The organism is Streptomyces sp. NPDC006326 (assembly GCF_040612915.1).
Classification (GTDB): Bacteria; Actinomycetota; Actinomycetes; order Streptomycetales; family Streptomycetaceae; genus Streptomyces.
Window position 1 is genome coordinate 87,490 of the sequence record NZ_JBEXRC010000007.1, and the last position, 17,220, is coordinate 104,709.

The window sequence follows — 17,220 nt, forward strand, 5'->3', positions numbered from 1 at the left end:
GAAGTGATAGCGATCACTCCGGGCCCGAGTCAATGGTTTGGACCAAAGAAGGACTAGACCACTCGCCGCACAAACCCGCTCGTCAGAGGCGTGAGGGCACAACAGAAACCGCCCGCCACCCCGGGTGACGAGCGGTTTAAGGATGGCTTAGGCCATCCCCGTGCAAGCTTTCGGCAACAAACCAGCCGAAGTCCGTTGGCACGGACTCCATCAGCTCAGCCCTCGTGCACCGGCATCCCGTACACATCTGCGACGAGTTCATACGAGCGCACCCGGGCCGCCCCGCTGTGTGCGTGGGAGGTCAGCATCAGCTCGTCGGCGCCCGTCCGCCCGACCAGGGCGTCGAGGCCGGAGCGGACCTCGTCGGGGGTTCCGTGGACCACGTTGGCGAGCCGGCCGTCGACGAACTCCCGCTCCAGCGGGGAGAACGCGTACGCCGCCGCCTCCTGCGGGGTCGGGATCAGCCCCGGACGTCCGCTGCGCAGCTGCAGCATGGACAGGGCGCCCGTGAGGACCTGCGCCCGGGCCTCCTCGGCGGTGTCGGCGGCCAGGGCCGAGACACCGATCAGGGCGTAGGGGGCGTCGAGCACGGCCGAGGGGCGGAAGCTCTGCCGGTAGAGGTCGAGGGCGGGCAGCGTCCCGGCCGCGGAGAAGTGGTGGGCGTACGCGAAGGGCAGGCCGAGCTCGCCCGCGAGGCGGGCGCTGAAGCCGGAGGACCCGAGCAGCCACAGCGGCGGCCGCCCGGCGGGGCCCTGCACCGGGCCCGGCACGGCGTGCACGCGGGCGTACGGGTGCCCGTCGGGGAAGTCGTCGTCGAGGAACCGGGTGAGCTCCGCGAGCCGCCGGGGGAACTCGTCCGCGGCCTCGTCGAGCCGCCCGGGCCCGCGCAGCGCGGCGGCCGTACGGCCGTCGGTGCCCGGGGCGCGGCCGAGCCCGAGGTCGATCCGGCCGGGGGCCAGCGCCTCCAGCGTGCCGAACTGCTCGGCCACGGCGAGCGGGGCGTGGTTGGGCAGCATGACCCCGCCCGAGCCGAGCCGGATCCGCGAGGTGTGGGCCGCCAGGTGGGCCAGGATCACGGCCGGGGAGGAGCTGGCGACCCCGGGCATGGAGTGGTGCTCGGCGACCCAGTGCCGGTGGTAGCCGCGGGACTCGGCGAGCCGCGCGATGTCGACGCTCGTACGCAAGGAGTCGTAGGCGGTGCTTCCGCTGCCCACGGTGACCAGGTCCAGCACCGAGAGCGGCACCGGGGCCAGTCCGCGTGCGGCGCCGCGGACCGGGTCGCCTGCGCCGGCGCCCCCGCTGCCGCTTTTGCCCCCGTTCCCGTCGGCCGGGCGGCCGGCTTCCCCGGTGTCACTCATGGTCGCTCCCGTCTCCTGCCGCCCGTTCGGCGTCCGTACGGGAAAGCGAACCCGGGACGGGGTCCGGGCATTCCCGGACACCCCGGGATCACTCCCACGACCATATGCATGACCTTGGCATATGCCAGGGGAGTAGATCGAGGCGAAGGGACATGATTGAGCCATCAATCTCATCAACAGGCGCTCCACGTGGGCCTCTTGATGGCTATCGTGGTAGGGCAAGCGGTAACAACCTGCTAGGGGGAAACCGTGGCGCTGAAGCCCGAGCCGACCGCGCCGTTCCACTCGGTGCAGTACGCCCTGCGCGTACTCGAAACGATCGCCCGCCACACCGGCGGTGTGACCGACGTACAGATCGCGCGCGAGACCGGGCTGCCCGCGGTCCATCTCGCCCCCATGCTCCTCATGCTGCGCCGGGAGGTGTATGTACTGCAGGTGTCCGACGGCGCCTACGCCATAGGGGACTCGCTCGTCCTGCTCGGCTCGGGCATAGACAGGCAGCAGGCGCTCCAGAGCAAACTCCAGGAGACCCTCGACCGGCTCCGCGACTCGGTGGGCGCGGCGGTCTACATCAGCCGGTACGTGGACGGCGAGGTCAAGATCACGCAGTTCGCGGACAGTCCCCGCACTCCGAAGGTGCACGAGTGGGTCGACTTCCGCTCGGCGGCGCACGCCAGCGCGGTCGGCAAGTGCCTGCTGACCCAGCTCGACCAGAACGGCCGGCGGGACCACCTGTCCCGGCACAAGATCGCCCGCCTCACGTCGAAGACGATCGTGAACGAGCGGATCCTCTTCTCCAAGCTCGACAGCCAGCCGGCCACGGTTCCCGTCCTGGACCTCCAGGAGTACGCGGTGGGCACGGTCTGCGCGGCGGTTCCGATCACGGCCGGCGCCTCGGTGGGATGTCTGGCGCTGTCGATGCCGGTGGAGCACGCACACCGGCTGCGGGCCGCGGCGGACGCGCTGAACCGCAAGGCCGCACCGCTGCTGCTGTCGCTCACACTGTGAGCCCGAGTCGTGGAATCCCGGGCCGGGGGTACAGGCCGGAAAACACTTCGGGCGGCTCCCGGTGAACCGGAAGCCGCTCGAAGGACAGGTGCGCCGCCAGGGACTCGAACCCCGGACCCGCTGATTAAGAGTCAGCTGCTCTAACCAACTGAGCTAGCGGCGCCTGCTGACAGAGAAAATACTACCTGGTCCCCGGGGGTGCTCAAAACCATTACCCGGGCGACCTTGATCAGCGCTCCAGGAGCGCCGCCCGGTCGTGCGCCGCGTACGCCTCCAGGAGGCCGGACAGGGCCGCCGGGTCCAGCGGGCGGTAGCCCTCGGCGCCCGGCGGACGCCACCAGACGGGGTCCGGGCACCGGAAGCCGGCCCGGCGCAGCGCCACCCGGTGGACCTTGTTCGTCGCCGTGGTCGGCAGGGAGTCCATGATCCGCAGGTAGCGCGGGGACATCTTGGTCCCCAGGTCCGGCTGGGCGGCGAGGAAGGCGCAGAAGGCGTCCGGGTCGAAGGCCGCGCCCTCCCGCAGGGCGATCGCCGCCATCACCTGATCACCGGCGGCCTCGTCCGGGACCGCGTAGACGGCGACCGAGGCCGCCGCGGGCCAGCGGGCGAGGATGTTCTCGATCACGGCGGCGGCCAGGTTCTCGCTGTCGACGCGCAGCCGGTCGTCGGTGCGGCCCGCGAAGTAGAGGAAGCCGTCGGCGTCGCGGAAGAAGAGGTCCCCCGTCCAGTACCACCCCGCGCGCGTGCGCTCGGCCTCCGCCTGCGGGTTGCGCCAGTAGCCCTCGAAGAGGCTGCGGCCCCGGTTGACCAGCTCTCCTATGGCCTCGGAGCCGTTGAGCAGGCGGCCGTCCGCGTCCAGGACGGCCGGCGGGCACTCCTGGCCCGTCTGCGGGTCGACCACCGCCAGGTCGTCCCCGGCGCCGGCCCGGCCGAGGGCGCCCGGCGGGGTGTCGGGGGTCCGCTGGACGGAGGCGCCGCCCTCGGTGGCCCCGTACCCCTCCACCAGCCGGACCCCGAAGCGCTCGGCGAAGCGCGCCGCGTCCACCGCCCCGGCCTCGGTGCCGAAGCCGAGCCGCAGGGTGTGCTCACGGTCGTCGGGGCGGGGCTCGGTGGCCAGGAGGTACTGCACGGCCCGGCCGACGTAGGTGAAGTACGTGGCCCCGTACGCGCGTACGTCGTCCAGGAACGCGGAGGCCGAGAAGCGGCGGCGCAGCGCCACCGACGCGCCCGCCGCGAGCGCGGGGAGCCAGTCGGCGATCACCGCGTTGCCGTGGAAGAGCGGCATGCAGACGTAGTGGACGTCGTCCGGGGTGACCGAGAAGTGCCGGGCGAGGGAGTCCCCGGCAGCGGCCAGCCGGCCCTGGGAGCAGACGGCCGCCTTGGGGGCGCCGGTGGACCCGGACGTGAAGTAGAGGAGGAGCCGGGAGGCGGGCGCGGGGGCGGAGAGCACCGCCTCGCCGGGCTTGGCCGCGGCGTACGGGGCGAGCAGGTCCGTGTACTCCCGGGTGTCCGTCACGAGGATCCGTACGCCCGGCAGGTACAGGCCGCGCAGCAAGGGCAGGTGGGCGGTCTCGGTGACCAGGATCCGGCAGTCGGTGTGCAGGATGTCGCGCGCCAGCTCCGGACCGCGCCGGGTGGGGTTGATTCCGGCGACGGCGGCCCCGGCGAGGGCCGCCGCGCCGAGCCAGAACGGGAACTCGGGGGTGTTGTCGAGCAGCACCCCGATGTGCGGTTCGGCGTCCGACGGCAGGAGGTCGACGAGCAGCGCGGCGCGGGCCGCGGCCTCCTGGGCGGCCTGGTGGTGGCTGAGGACGGTCGGGTTCGTGCCGCCGTGCTTCAGGCCGGGCCGGTGGTCGCCCCATTGGCGTGCGATGAGCTCCGCGACGGTTTCGGGTGTCGTCCGCATGCCGCCGGAGGGTAGCTGACGTCCTGTCAGAACTGAACGTCGGAGCAGGCGTAGAAGGCGTTCCCGGTGTCGTTGATCGTCCAGACGGCCAGGATCATGTGCCGCCCGGTCTTGCCGCTCGGCATGGCGCCCTGGTGGACGGTGGTCATGGCGGGCCGGGCGCCGTTGTAGGCGACCGTGAGGAACGGCTGGGATTCGAGGGCGGCGCGGGTGAGGGGCTTGGTGGGGTCCCAGCCGTTCTTGGTGACGTAGTACCGGAAGTCGGTGGTGGAGTGGTTGGCGGTGAACTGCCAGCGGAAGCCGTAGCTCTGCCCGCCGGTCACCTTGGTGGTGGGCCAGGCCCCGCCGCGCGGGTCGTCAAGCTGCGCGAACTCGCCGTGCCCGCCGGAACAGATGTGCCCGTCGGCGGGGCCGGCGGCCGGGAAGCCCTTGAGGCCCTCGACGCTCTGCGGCTCCCACTGGATGGGGCCGCAGTCCGCGACGGTCTTGTTGGCGCAGAGCTTCTGGCGGCTGATCGGGGTGTCGGTGTAGCCGTGGCTGCTCGCGGTGGGGGCGCTGAGCAGGGTGATCCCGGCGACGACGCCGAGGCCGAGGGCGGCGGCGCCGAACCGTCCGGGGCGGCGGGACGGCATGCGTATGGACCTGCGGACGGGCATGCGGATGGGACGCATGATGCTCCTTGAACGTGGGGGGAGTCCGTTGAGAGCGTGCGCACGCATGGGGATGGCTGCGGTCTAGACCAAGTCCCAGCGTATGGACGAGAGTTGGCCATGTCCATACCAATGAGGGAACGGGTGGTCCGGTCGGTTCCGGCCACCCGTTCCACTCGTGCCGCTCGTGCCGCTACTCGGAACGCCCCGTGTAGAAGGCGACGGTGAGGTCCTTCACCAGGGCCTTGCGCTCGTAGTCGTCGAGCTCGACGAGCCCCCGCGTGGTCAGCCGGTGGACGGTGTCGTCGACGGCGTCCACGACCGAGGTCAGCACGGTGTCCCGGTGCTTGGCGTCGATCGCGGCGACCCGGCGCCGCCGCATGGCCTCGGCCACCTCGGGGGCGTACTCGATCCGGGTCGGCTGCGCGGAGTACACCTCGATCCCGACCGCCTCGGTCTCGGCCGCGAGCATCCGGGTCAGCGCGTCGCCGACGGCCTCGGCGTCGCGCAGGGTGGGCGCGTCCTCGTGGAAGGCGTCGGCGGGCAGCTGGGACAGGACGCGGGCCATGGCCGATTCCACCTGTTCGGCGAGGTACCCCGTGTGGTTCGCGACCCCCAGGGTGGCCCTGGCGGTGTCCTTGACCTGCCAGACGACCTGGACGACCACCTGGAGGGCGAGCCCGCCCGCATCCACGGCGGGCATCGGCTCGCTGCGCCAGTGCCGCAGCCGTACGTCGACCCGGCGGCGCAGGAGCAGCGGGCTGACCCAGGTCAGGCCGGTACGCCGGACCGTGCCGCGGTAACGGCCGAAGAGGGTGAGCACCCAGGCGTAGCCGGCCTTGCCGCGGCCGAGCCCGCCGAGGGCGAGGAGCGCCACGATGCCGAGGAAGGCGAGCGGGGGCCAGTGCGTGGGGCGCAGCCCCTCGTACGGGCGGGGCGGCGCGCCGAAGGCGGCCACGAAGGGGGCGGGGACGGCTCCGGCCCGCCAGAGCACGGCCAGGCAGCCCGCGAGGGCGAGCCCGCCGACGGACACGGCGACCCAGCCCGGCAGGACGGGGCCGTAGTGCTCCCGCAGGCGTTCGTCGCCGCGCGGCGGCCGGCGGCCGGGGGCAGTGCGGGGGGCCCATCCCTGCGGGTGCGGCTTGCCCGGCTTCGGCCGCTGCTTCTCCTTCGGCTTCGGCTTCGGCTTCGGCTTCGGCTTCGGCTCGGGCTTCGTCTTCGTCTTCGGCCTGTGGTTCCGCGGCTCCGGCTGTGGCTGCGGCTGCGGGCGGCCGGGGAAGGGCAGGTGCACCGGCACTTCGGTGACCGCGACCCCCCGGTGGGGCGCGGAGGGGGGACGGTCCTCGTCGCCGCCCTTGTCGATCACCCGGTCCATCGCCTGGGCCACGGCCCGGGCGACGGCTCCGGCCAGGCCGGGTCCGGGCACCTTCGCGGGCGCGGCACCGTCGGGCGCGGCACCGTCGGGCGCGGGACCGTCGGGCGCGGGACGGGCAGCGGCTCCACCGGCGTCTGCCGGGTGCGGCAGGTCCGCGGCCGGCGCCGTCGGCTCGGCGGCCTGCGGAGCCTCGCCGTCCGCGGGGGCCGGGGCCGGCTCGGTGGTCGGGCAGGCGGGCAGCTCCTCTGTCATCGGCTCCGGCGCCCTGCCGTGCTCGGGCTCCGGGGCGGGCTCGCCCACCGTCACCGGCGCGGGCAGCCCGATGTGCACCACCGGGGGCGGGGGCTGCGTCGGAGGGGTGTCCGCCGCCGCCTCGGGCTGCGGATGCGCCGGGCCCGCGGCCACCGAGACCCGCGCCGGCAGGCCGATGTGCACCACCGGGGGCGGGGCCGGGGCCTGCGCCGGCGGTGCGTCCACTGCCGGCCCGGGCTGCGGGTGCGCCCGGCCCGCGGCCGACGCCACCGGCTCCGGCGCGTCCGCATGGGCCGGGTGCGGGATGTCGGCGAGGGCCGGAGGCGCCGGATCCGCGAGCGGCTCGGGTGCGCTGCCGTGGCCCGCGTACGGGGCGTCCGGGGACGGGCGGGCCGGACCCGCCGCCGCAGCCGCGTGGGCGGCGGGTCCGACCGCCACCGGCTCCGGCACGGGGTCACCGGTCCGCAGGCGCAGCGTCGCCGGTCCCTCGGACGGGCCGCCGTACGCCGGGTGCGGGATGTCGAGCAACCCGGGCGGGCGGCCGTGCGGCACGGCGGCGAGCGCGGGCGCGGGGGCGGCGGCGGGAGTAGGGGCGGAGGTAGGGACGGGGAACAGCTCGCCCGTGGCCCGTGGGGCCGGAGCCTGCGGGGCGGGAGCCGGGGGTGCCGGGGCCTGGGCCGGGGCCTGGGCCTGGGCCGGGGCCTGGGGTGCCGGGGCCGGCGGATCCGTCCGGGTCACGGCCGCCGCGGGGGGAACGCGGAGGGTGCCCGTCGTAGAGGTGGTGTGCGTGGGGAACATCGTTGCCTCCGTCATGCGAACAGCCGGCGCCAGGTTTCCGGGCCCGGGTAGCCGTTGGCCAAGGCGCCGCGCCAGCCCTGGGCGCGCTGGAAGGCCTCGACGTTGCGGCGGTCGGCCTCGCTCCAGCGGGAGGCCGGGCCGGACGTGTGGTTCTTGCCGAAGCCCTTCTTCGCCAACTGGCGGCCGAGGGCGGCGATGGACGGGTGGGACGAGCCCGGCCGGAACACCGACACGCCCGGGTAGGCCGGCACCCCGGCCGGCCCGGGTGCGGCGTCCACCGTCGGGCGGATGTCGTTGCCCTTGTGCTCGGTCAGGAGCTGCCAGGTGTGCGGGCCGGGGATGCCGTCGGCGTCGGTGCCCGTCCAGCCCTGGGCGGTCTGGAAGGCCTGGGTCGCGAGCTGGTCGGCGTCCTTCCACAGGGTGCTGGCGCCCTTGGGGTAGAAGCGCCGGCCGCCCCGGTCGATCAGCATCCGGCCCAGCTCGGCGACGTACTCGTTGTTCGCGCCGGGTCCGAACTTGGCCGCCCCGGGGTAGGCGGTCGGGACCGCGGGCTTCGGGTCGGTGGCGGGCCCCTCTGGGACGAGCCCGCCGGTCACCCCGTTGAACCGGTACGGCACGTACTTCGAACCGTTGGTCCAGTAGCCGTAGGGCGCCGGCGCCTTCCGCGTGCTGGGGCGGGTCTGCTCGTAGGCGATGTAGGCCGTGCGCGTCTCGTCGGCCCATCCGCCGAAGAGGACGACGTGCGAGCCGTTGTTGGGGTTCGCCGGGTTGTGGAAGAGCAGCATGTCGCCCGGCAGCAGCTCATCCTTGGTGATCTTGGTGGCGAACTTGTCGAGGCTGCCGGTCCATTCGTTGGTCCCGAGGTTCCAGGCCATGGAGACGTAGCCCGAGCAGTCCTGCCGGTACCCGTCCGACCAGTACTCGGACATGCTGTACGGGACTTCGGCGTCCACCCACAGCTTCGCCCGGTTGATGATCGTCGTCCGGTCGATCCGCTTCACCACCGCGGGCGCACCCGGCGCACCCGGCGGTTTCGCCTGCGACGGGCGCCCGTGCAGGGGGGCTCGGCCGCCCTGGGGGGAGCCGGGGGCCTCCGGGCCGGGCAGGCCCTGCCCGGACGGCCCCGGCCCCGACCCGGAGCCGCCCTGCTGACCGGGCACCTGCCCGACGGCGCCCGCCCCGCCACCGGAAGCCTGGCCGGCTCCCGGCCCCGGGGCCGCAGCCGAGCCCTGGTCCGTGCCCGTACCCGACGCCTGCCCGGTGGCCGGCGTCGGCCCCGAAGCCTGCCCCGCGGCCGAGCCGGCGGCCTGGCCCGAAGCCGAGCCCGAGGCCTGGCCCGTGCCCGGACCCGAGGCCTGGCCGGTCCCCGCGCCCGAACCCGAAGCCGTGCCCGAACCCGTACCCGAAGCCTGGCCCGCGCCCGCGCCCGCGCCCGCGCCCGCGCCCGAAGCCTGGCCCGTGCCGTGGCCCGAGGCATGGCCCGCGCCCGAAGCGCCCTGGCCCGAAGCCTGACCCGCGCCCTGGCCCGTACCCGCGCCCGGACCCGTGCCCGAGCCCGAGGCCGTGCCGGCGCCCGAACCCGAACCCGAGGCCTCGCCCGTGCCGCGGCCCGTGCCCGGACCCGGACCCGAAGCCTGGCCCGTGCCGGGTCCGGAGGCCTGGCCCGCGCCCGAAGCGCCCTGGCCCGAAGCCTGACCCGCACCCGCGCCCGGACCCGAAGCCTGGCCCGTGCCGTGGCCTGCACCCGTGCCCGAAGCCTGGCCCGTGCCCTGGCCCGCGCCGGGACCCGACGCCTGACCTGCGCCCGAAGCCGGATCCTGGCCCGAGGCGTGGCCCGCGCCCGTACCCGAGGTCTGGCCCGTGCCCTGGGCCGCACCCGAGCCCGAAGCCTGACCCGTGCCTGCACTCGAACCCGGGGCCTGGCCCGCGCCCGGGGCCGAGCCCTGGCCGGAGGCCTGGCCCGGGCCCGAGCCCGGGCTCGGCGTCGGGGGCGGGGTGGCGGCCGCCGGTGCGGCCGCCCCGCCGCCGCTGAGGACCACGCCCACCGCCGCGGCCAGCACCAGCGCCCGCCGGGCCCCGCGCGCCGCGGGGTGCCCACCGTCGCGAAGCGGTATGGCCAGGGCGCGGCGCCGCAGCGCACATCCCACGCACACGCAGTCGGGCGCGGGCTCGTACTCCTCGAAAACTGGCGTCGGCATCGGCTGCGGCGCCGTCATCGGCACATGCACCGGGGGCTGCATCGTCATGCGGTTCCGTCCACTCCCCTGCTCGTCCACTGGTCAGGCGGGCCGCATATCTGGCGGGGCATCAGATTCGGCTCGGCCCAGACATATCGTGCACGATAAACCCCTCAAACATGGGTTAATCGGACAAGGCGGGCGCGGCTGGTCACGAGCACCACTCGACGTGGGGTAGAGTTTTCTCTGTCAGCAGGCGCCGCTAGCTCAGTTGGTTAGAGCAGCTGACTCTTAATCAGCGGGTCCGGGGTTCGAGTCCCTGGCGGCGCACAGACAAGAAGAAGCCCCTCACGGCGAAAGCCGTGAGGGGCTTCTTCGTCACGCCGGTCGTACCGGTCATACGGGCGTACCGGCGTGTCGCTCTCCCGGCGTGTCGCCCGTCCCGCCGACCGTTCCCGTCAGGTACGCCGACACGACCACGTTCGCGGTGTACGTCTTGGCCGCCTTGTCGTACGTGCCCCCGCAGGTCACCAGCCGCAGCTCGGCCCGCCCCTTGATCCGCTGGCCGTACGCCCGGTGGGGGTCGAAGCCCGCACGCTCGTAGACCCGTACGTCCTCGATCGTGAACTCGGCGACCGAGCCGTCCGCCCGGACCACCCGCACCCTGCCGCCCTTCTGCGCCGTGCTCAGCCCGTAGAAGACCGCCGGTTTGGAAGCGGTGTCCACGTGCCCGACCATCAGCGCCGTCCCGGCCTCGCCCGGCTTGGCTCCGGCGCCCCACCAGCCCACCGTGCCGGGCTGGTCGTACGGCGGCGGATCGATCGCCCCCTGCTGGTCCAGCCCACGGGAGATCACCGGCGCCCGGATGCCCATGGACGGTACCTCGACCCGCACGGGCACCGAAGCCTCCAGCGGGGCGTGCGCCGCCGGCAGGCCCGGCGCCGGGATCGCCGTCCCGCCGGCCCGGCCCGCGTACGAGCCGGGCGGAACCCCGGTGATCTCGCGCCCCCACAGCCACAGGCCGAGCACCAGCACCGACCAGGCGGCGAAGGTCAGCAGCCGGCCGGTACCGGAGGACTTCGGCTCGTCCGAACCCGTCACCGCAGGGTCCTCACTGGCCGCTGCGGCGCCGGCGCAGGGTGAGCGCGCGTCCGGCGACCGCCAGCGTGGCGGCGGCGGCGAGGACGGCGCCGATCACGGTGTGGGGCAAGCCCGGGCCGTCGCCCCCGTGGCTCTTCTTCGCGGCCGCCGCCTGCCCCTGCTCCTTCAGCTGCGCCAGCCGGGCCGACTCCGCGAGCTCGGCGGCCATGCCGCCGCCGCCCGCGTGGACCGGCCCGACGGGGCTCTCGTGGGGGCGCGGGTCGGGGTTGGGCTTGGGGCGGTCACTGTCACGGTCGCGGTCACTGTCACTGTCACTGTCACTGTCGCGGCTGCTGTCGCGGTCGCGGTTGCTGTCGCGGTCACCGGCGTCCTCGCGGTGGCGGACCACCTCGATGGAGCCGCGGACGCGGTCGTCCTCCCCGTCGCAGCGGACGCGGACGTCGTGCCGGCCCGGCTGGGCGTGCGAGCTGATCTTCGCGTCGCCCCGCAGGGACCCGTCGCCCTCGCGCTCGGAGGACAGGTGCACCTCCGACACGAAGACGGAGGACTTGGCGGACGCCGACTTGCCTTCGCAGCCGCGGACGCGCAGCTTGACCTGCGCCCCGGGCTCGGCCTGGTGCGGCTCGGCCGAGACGCTGTCGCGGCTCTCCCCGGCGGCGAGGGCGGTGGGCGCGGACATGACGGCGAACGCCGTCAGGGCGACGGCCACCCCGGCGGCCCGGAGAGCGATCGGAACACTGCGCATTGGTGAACCTCCTCTCAAGGAGGTTCACGTGCGGTGCGGCGCTCCGCATCCGGAGCGCCGCCCGCTTGACCCGTTCGGATCAGACGAGATCGACCAGGTCAGCGATGGAGTTCACCGTCCGGGTGGGCCGGTAGGGGAACTTCTCGGTGTCCTCGGTCGTGGTGAGGCCGGTCAGGACGAGGAAGGTCTGCATGCCCGCCTCCAGTCCGGCCAGGACGTCGGTGTCCATCCGGTCGCCGATCATGGCGCTGCTCTCGGAGTGCGCGCCGATGGCGTTCAGTCCGGTCCGCATCATCAGCGGGTTCGGCTTGCCCGCGAAGTACGGCTGCTTGCCGGTCGCCTTCGTGATCAGCGCGGCGACGGCGCCGGTGGCGGGCAGCGGGCCCTCGGTGGAGGGGCCCGTCTCGTCGGGGTTGGTGCAGATGAAGCGGGCGCCACCGTTGATGAGGCGGACCGCCTTGGTCATCGCCTCGAAGCTGTACGTACGGGTCTCGCCCAGGACCACGTAGTCGGGCTCGTGGTCGGTGAGGATGTAGCCGATGTCGTGCAGGGCGGTGGTCAGCCCGGCCTCGCCGATCACGTAGGCCGTGCCGCCCGGGCGCTGGTCGTCGAGGAACTTGGCGGTGGCCAGGGCCGAGGTCCAGATGTTCTCGACGGGGACGTCGAGGCCCATCCTGCTGAGGCGGGCCTGCAGGTCGCGGGGGGTGTAGATGGAGTTGTTGGTCAGGACGAGGAAGGGCTTGCCGGACTCGCGCAGCCGCTTGATGAAGGCATCGGCGCCGGGGATGGGAGTGCCCTCGTGGATGAGGACCCCGTCCATGTCGGTGAGCCAGGATTCGATCGGCTTGCGCTCTGCCACGGGACTGTTCTCCGCTCTCGGTGACCGGACCTCTCTGGTCTGTACCACCCTATCGGGCTAGGGCTGTGGACGCCGGGGGCGTCCACAGCCCGGACGCGCAGCGGCCCCGGGCTCAGCCCAGGTGCACGTTGTCCACGGTCCAGTACCAGTTGTTGCTGCCGGTGTAGCGGAAGCGGATCCGGACGTCGGTGGCGCCGGCCGGGACCGTTCCGCTCGCGCCCATCACGCCACTGGTCGCGCTGGGACCGGCTCCAGAACTCGTCGGCGGCGAAGGCCCGGCCGACCCACTCGGTGACCCACCGCCCTTTTGCGCATCCGGGAGTTGGCGACGGACCAGCGGGTCGGCGGGGTGCGGGTGAAGCCCTTCACTCCGGCCGGGATGCCGGTTTCGTCCACGCGCGCCTGGAAGTTGGGGCGCAGTGTGTCGAAGTCACCGTTGTCGTAGGGGGTGTTCAGGGCGGATGGCCGCCGACGGCGGCGCCGGCGGGGACTCCGGCGGCCTTGGCGAGGACGAAGCTGCCGCGCTCCTGGATGGTCGAGCTGCCGTGGCCGCCCGCTGAACGGCACGGTGGCCCAGGGCCCGACCGCCCGCAGCACCCTGTCCGCGAACCGATGGCCGCCACCTCCTCCGGCCCGGGCTGGTCCACCGTCGCCACCGACGTCTGGCCCGACAAGACGGGGTGCAGGACAACTCCTTCACCGGCAAGAACCACAACTGGCCACCCGGACTTCCTGACCCGCATGGAGAACTCCAGGCCGTCCAGCGCCGGCGTCCGTCTGGCGGTCGACGGCCAAGTCGAGCCGGTGCAGGACGGTGGCGGCGCGTAAGCGACGGAGACGGAGTCGAAGCGGATGCCGCTCACGTGGCCGGCTCCCGTTCCAGGGAGCGCGGGGAGTGGGGCGACCGGGCCGAGGACGGGGGTCGCGCCGTGCCCGGGGGCGAGCTCGGGCGGGCAGGGGAACCGCTCCAGCCCGATGAGGTTGCGGCTGGGTCTGGCGGGAGACCTCGTAGCGCTGGGCGAGATCGCGCTCGGTGGGCAGCAGGCGGCCGTGTTCCTGGATCCCCAAGCGGACGGGCGAGCCGGGACGGTGGTGCGGGTGTGTGCTTCCGCCCTGGGACTCTACGCGGGCGGGGCGTACGGAGATCGGCGGGCGGGATCAGCGGGCGGGGGTGCTTCTGCGCAGGCGCCGGGCCCCCAGCAGGAGCCCGCCGCCCGCGACGAGGGCGGTGACCGCGCTCGTCCCGTATGCCCGGGCGCGGTCGCGGGGGCCGGTGTGCGCGAGGGAGCCGGCGACGACCGCTTCCTGCGTGCCTTCGACGGAGAACCGGTAGCCGCCCGCTTCGCCGACCCAGTCACCGTCGTCGGTGCGGCGCTGGACGAGGGCGGCATCGGCGACCACCTCGCCGGGCGGGGCGTCGGGGGTGAAGGCGAGGTGGACGGTGACGGTCAGGGACCGCCCGGCGTCGACGGTGAAGCCGGGGAACGCCTCGCCGCCGTCGAAGACGGCGATGATCTCGTCGCGGTCGGTGTGCTCCAGGGTGGCCGGGATGGCCCCCTCGGGGGTGTCGAACTCCATCCGCACGTGCGCGGGGCGCAGGGCGCGGGCGGTGTCGGAGAGCACGACGACGGGATGGATGTCGGTGCAGCGCGAGCCGGTGGTGTTGGTGAGATCCAGCAACCAGCTCTGCGCTCCGCCGCCGGTCCGGTACACCGCGGGACCGCCCCGGATCCGCGCCCCGAGCGGGAAGGCGCTGCTCTTGCCGTCGCCGCAGGTGGCCTGCGTCCGCGAGGGCAGCGCGGGGGCGGGCGCGGGGTGGGCGCCGCCGCCGTTGTTGCCGGCGTCGGCGGTGCCGGCGGTGGCGGTGGGGGCGGCGAGGGCGAGGAGGACGGCAGAGAGGGCAAGGGCTTTGCTGCGCAGTCGCATGGCAGACCTTCGCTGCTCGCCGGACGGGACGATGGTCGGACAATCACCCCGACCTCCCGGGCACCCTCCCACGCCACCCGCCCCCCACCCCTCCCCGACGCACCCAACCCCCGGCATTCCCCCTGTTCGGCCCACCCCGACCCCCGCGCATCCGTGGCACAGCCCCGGCACATCCAGCCCGCACATTCATGGCGCAGCCCCGGCACATCCAGCCCCGCACATTCATGGCACAGGGCCGGCGAATCCAGCCCCGCCGGCGTTTGAGGCGCGGGGGCCCGGGGGCCGGCCCCCGGCAACGGCGCCGCACCCGAAACACCCGGTCCAAAACCCCCCGCCCCCTCCCAGCCCCGCCCAACCCAGCCCCACGCATGCGTGGCACAGCCCCGGCAATCCAGCCCCGCCGGCGATTGAGGCGCAGGGGCCCGGGGGCCGGCCCCGGCAACGGCGCCGCACCCGAAACACCCGGGCCGAAGCCGGGCCCGGCACATCCAGCCCCGCCCAATCCAGCCCGGCGCATGCGTGGCGCAGGCCCGGCACATCCAGCCCCGCCGGCGTTTGAGGCGCGAGGGCCGGGGCCGGCCCCGGGGCCTACCGCCCGCGCCCGAACACCGGCGCAAGCACCAGCTCCGCCGCCCCCTCCGCCACCCCCACCCCCACCACCGCAACCCCCGGCAGGGGCCCGGCCCGCTCCGCCAGCACCCGCCTGACGCCCTCCGTGAACACCCCCGGACGGGCGTCCACCACCCGTCCACCCAGCAGCACCCGGTCCACGTCCAGCAGCGCCACCACGTTCGCCGCCGCCTCCCCCAGAATGCGGGCCGCCTCCGCGAACTCCCCCCGCGCCACCGCCTCCAGGCACAGCACCTCCGCGCACCCCCGCCGCCCGCACCTGCACAGCGGGCCGTCCAGCCTCAGCACCTGGTGGCCGAACTCCCCGGCCGCCGACCTGGCGCCCCGGTATACCTCGCCGCCCAGGCGGAGCCCCGCGCCCAGACCGGTGCCGAGGTGCAGGTACACCGAGGTACCGCCACCGGCCGGCAGCGCCGCCACCGCATTGGTGTCCTTGTCCACCACCACCGGCACAGCCACCGGCCCCGCCCCCGGCCCCACCGAAAGCCGCGCAGCCAGCCCCGCAGCCAGCGCCTCCCTCAGCCGGAACCCCTCCCACTGCGGGAGCCCCGTCACCCGCCCCAGCACCCCGGTCCGCCAGTCGAGCGGTCCCGGCGTGGCCACACCCACTCCCACCAGCGCCGCCCCCGCGTCACCGCTCACCTCCACGACCGCCCGTACGGCCGCCTCCACCACCGCCTCCGGGCCGGCCTGCCCGAAGTCCAGCCGGTCGCGCCACTCCCCCACGACGCCCCCCGCGAGGTCCACCCGTACCGCCCGCAGCTCATCACGCTCCACCTGCACCCCGACCGCGTACCGCGCCTCCGGCACCAGCCGCAGCAGGGTCCGCGGCTTGCCGCCCGTCGACGCGCCGCGCCCGGCGTCCGCGACGAGCCCCCCGGCCCGCAGCCGCGCCGTGATCTTGCTGACGGCCTGCGGCGTGAGCCCCGTCCGCTCGGCGAGCTCCCCGCGCCCCAGCCCCGCCGCACCGGCGCCCCGCAGGAGATCGAGGACCAACGCGTCGTTGTGCCCCCGCAGCGCCGGCAGGTTCACGCCGCTCACGCCACCACTCTGTCCGTTACCCCTGTCCACCTGCTCATTCTCCCCCCTCCTTGCACTTAAGCAACGCCGTTGCCAAAGTAATCACCATGAACCCCGCGCCCCCCGCCCCCATGACCCCCACCACCCCCCTCCGTGTCGGTCTCGTCGGCTACGGCCTCGCCGGCTCCGTCTTCCACGCCCCGCTCATCTGCGCCACGTCCGGACTCGCCCTGGACACGGTCGTCACCTCCGACCCGGGCCGGCAGGCACAGGCCCGCGAGGCGTACCCGGACGTCCGGATCGCCGCGTCCGCGCAGGAGCTCTGGGGCCGCAGCCCCGCCCTCGACCTCGTCGTCATCGCCTCGCCGAACAGGACGCACGTCCCCCTCGCCACCGCCGCCCTCACCGCCGGCATCCCGGTCGTCGTGGACAAGCCCCTCGCCGCCACCGCCGCCGAGGCGCACGAACTGGCCGCGCTCGCCGACCGGACCGGAACCTTCCTGTCCGTCTTCCAGAACCGCCGCTGGGACAACGACTTCCTCACCCTGCGCCGCCTCCTCGCCACCGGCGAACTGGGCGAGGTCCAGCGCTTCGAGTCCCGCTTCGAGCGCTGGCGCCCCCAGCTCAAGGGCGGCTGGCGCGAGTCCGGCGCCCCGGAGGAGATCGGCGGCCTGCTGTACGACCTCGGCAGCCACGTGGTGGACCAGGCACTGGTGCTGTTCGGCCCGGCCGTACGGGTGTACGCGGAGACCGACGTACGCCGCCCCGGCGCGGAGGCGGACGACGACACGTTCATCGCCCTCACCCACGTGAACGGGGTCCGCTCCCACCTCTACGTCAGCGCGACCGCCGCCCAGCTCGGGCCGCGCTTCCGGGTCCTCGGCTCGCGGGCCGGCTACGTCAAGTACGGCCTCGATCCGCAGGAGGCGGCCCTGCGCGAGGGCCACCGGCCGGGCGGCGACACGGACGCGACGTGGGGCGTGGAACCCGAGCACCTGTGGGGCCGGCTGGGCTCCGGCGAGTCGCCGCTGACCGGCGGCGGCACCCCGCTGCCGACGGCGCGGGGCAACTACCCGGCGTACTACACGGCGGTGGCGAACGCACTGCGGGCGGGCGGCCCGCCGCCGGTCGGCGCGCACGAGGCGGCGCAGTGCCTGGCCGTACTGGAGGCGGCGCGGACCTCCTCCCTGGAGGGGATCGCGGTGGACCTGAGCGACCGACGGACCATCTTGTCGTAAAAGTGGGCGGTTTGCGGTCGCTTGACGATCTATCCTGCACAGGTTGTTGATCATCTGTGCATGAAGAACGGACCGTCTCTGTGAAGTTGCCGCGTATCGCCTCGGTCGTCGCCACGGCTGCGATGGCCCCGGCCGTCCTGCTCGCCTCGCCGGCGTTCGCGGCTGACACACCGTCAT

At 74.3% G+C, this 17,220-nt stretch carries 11 protein-coding genes, 2 tRNA genes and 2 pseudogenes; 3 read left to right on the forward strand and 12 right to left on the reverse strand.

What is annotated here, in order from left to right; translation table 11 throughout:
- Positions 1–215 precede the first annotated feature (215 nt).
- Positions 216–1,358, reverse strand: a complete 1,143-nt coding sequence (locus tag ABZ128_RS08075; RefSeq protein WP_356846809.1) for an LLM class flavin-dependent oxidoreductase — start codon at positions 1,356–1,358, stop codon at positions 216–218.
- A gap of 249 nt (positions 1,359–1,607) precedes the next feature.
- Between ABZ128_RS08075 and ABZ128_RS08080 the strand changes: the two genes are divergently transcribed.
- The gene (locus tag ABZ128_RS08080) at positions 1,608–2,366 is read left to right on the forward strand and encodes an IclR family transcriptional regulator C-terminal domain-containing protein (protein WP_356846810.1); all 759 of its coding nucleotides are present in this window, start codon (positions 1,608–1,610) and stop codon (positions 2,364–2,366) included.
- Positions 2,367–2,455: 89 nt separating this feature from the next.
- Here ABZ128_RS08080 and ABZ128_RS08085 read toward each other — a convergent pair.
- From ABZ128_RS08085 to ABZ128_RS08110, 6 genes and pseudogenes are all read right to left on the reverse strand, one after another.
- Positions 2,456–2,529: transfer RNA gene (locus ABZ128_RS08085), tRNA-Lys, on the reverse strand.
- A gap of 66 nt (positions 2,530–2,595) precedes the next feature.
- Entirely contained in the window at positions 2,596–4,272 is a 1,677-nt protein-coding gene (locus ABZ128_RS08090; RefSeq protein ID WP_356846811.1) for an AMP-binding protein, read from the reverse strand.
- A 26-nt stretch (positions 4,273–4,298) separates the two neighbouring features.
- Positions 4,299–4,904, reverse strand: a complete 606-nt coding sequence (locus ABZ128_RS08095) for a lytic polysaccharide monooxygenase (RefSeq protein WP_356846947.1) — start codon at positions 4,902–4,904, stop codon at positions 4,299–4,301.
- A gap of 211 nt (positions 4,905–5,115) precedes the next feature.
- Positions 5,116–7,347, reverse strand: coding sequence for an SPFH domain-containing protein (locus tag ABZ128_RS08100; protein ID WP_356846812.1), 2,232 nt, complete (start codon positions 7,345–7,347; stop codon positions 5,116–5,118).
- 11 nt (positions 7,348–7,358) lie between these two features.
- Positions 7,359–8,447 (reverse strand): annotated as a pseudogene (locus ABZ128_RS08105) (peptidoglycan-binding protein); the annotation flags it as partial.
- Positions 8,448–9,344: 897 nt separating this feature from the next.
- Positions 9,345–9,545 (reverse strand): annotated as a pseudogene (locus ABZ128_RS08110) (hypothetical protein); the annotation flags it as partial.
- 235 nt (positions 9,546–9,780) lie between these two features.
- Here ABZ128_RS08110 and ABZ128_RS08115 point away from each other — a divergent pair.
- Positions 9,781–9,854, forward strand: a tRNA-Lys gene (locus ABZ128_RS08115).
- 66 nt (positions 9,855–9,920) lie between these two features.
- Here ABZ128_RS08115 and ABZ128_RS08120 read toward each other — a convergent pair.
- From ABZ128_RS08120 to ABZ128_RS08140, 5 genes are all read right to left on the reverse strand, one after another.
- Positions 9,921–10,625 (reverse strand): class F sortase, encoded by a 705-nt coding sequence (locus tag ABZ128_RS08120; RefSeq protein ID WP_356846813.1) that lies wholly within the window; start codon positions 10,623–10,625, stop codon positions 9,921–9,923.
- Positions 10,626–10,635: 10 nt separating this feature from the next.
- Complete coding sequence (locus tag ABZ128_RS08125; protein WP_356846814.1) at positions 10,636–11,370, reverse strand: hypothetical protein; 735 nt, start codon at positions 11,368–11,370, stop codon at positions 10,636–10,638.
- A gap of 79 nt (positions 11,371–11,449) precedes the next feature.
- A complete protein-coding gene (locus ABZ128_RS08130) occupies positions 11,450–12,229 on the reverse strand; it encodes an HAD-IIA family hydrolase (RefSeq protein WP_356846815.1) in 780 nt (259 codons plus the stop codon).
- Positions 12,230–13,387: 1,158 nt separating this feature from the next.
- Positions 13,388–14,155, reverse strand: a complete 768-nt coding sequence (locus ABZ128_RS08135; protein WP_356846816.1) for a hypothetical protein — start codon at positions 14,153–14,155, stop codon at positions 13,388–13,390.
- 588 nt (positions 14,156–14,743) lie between these two features.
- The gene (locus ABZ128_RS08140; protein WP_356846817.1) at positions 14,744–15,856 is read right to left on the reverse strand and encodes an ROK family protein; all 1,113 of its coding nucleotides are present in this window, start codon (positions 15,854–15,856) and stop codon (positions 14,744–14,746) included.
- Positions 15,857–15,936: 80 nt separating this feature from the next.
- Here ABZ128_RS08140 and ABZ128_RS08145 point away from each other — a divergent pair, with 80 nt between their 5' ends.
- Positions 15,937–17,043 (forward strand): Gfo/Idh/MocA family oxidoreductase, encoded by a 1,107-nt coding sequence (locus tag ABZ128_RS08145; RefSeq protein ID WP_356846949.1) that lies wholly within the window; start codon positions 15,937–15,939, stop codon positions 17,041–17,043.
- Positions 17,044–17,220: the final 177 nt, after the last annotated feature.

What these genes read in the sequence shown, in the direction of transcription:
- ABZ128_RS08075 (WP_356846809.1), bottom strand. Translation starts at nt 1,358, where the DNA reads ATGAGTGACACCGGGGAAGCCGGCCGCCCGGCCGACGGGAACGGGGGC.
- ABZ128_RS08090 (WP_356846811.1), bottom strand. Translation starts at nt 4,272, where the DNA reads ATGCGGACGACACCCGAAACCGTCGCGGAGCTCATCGCACGCCAATGG.
- ABZ128_RS08095 (WP_356846947.1), bottom strand. Translation starts at nt 4,904, where the DNA reads ATGCCGTCCCGCCGCCCCGGACGGTTCGGCGCCGCCGCCCTCGGCCTC.
- ABZ128_RS08100 (WP_356846812.1), bottom strand. Translation starts at nt 7,347, where the DNA reads ATGTTCCCCACGCACACCACCTCTACGACGGGCACCCTCCGCGTTCCC.
- ABZ128_RS08125 (WP_356846814.1), bottom strand. Translation starts at nt 11,370, where the DNA reads ATGCGCAGTGTTCCGATCGCTCTCCGGGCCGCCGGGGTGGCCGTCGCC.
- ABZ128_RS08135 (WP_356846816.1), bottom strand. Translation starts at nt 14,155, where the DNA reads ATGCGACTGCGCAGCAAAGCCCTTGCCCTCTCTGCCGTCCTCCTCGCC.
- ABZ128_RS08145 (WP_356846949.1), top strand. Translation starts at nt 15,937, where the DNA reads ATGACCCCCACCACCCCCCTCCGTGTCGGTCTCGTCGGCTACGGCCTC.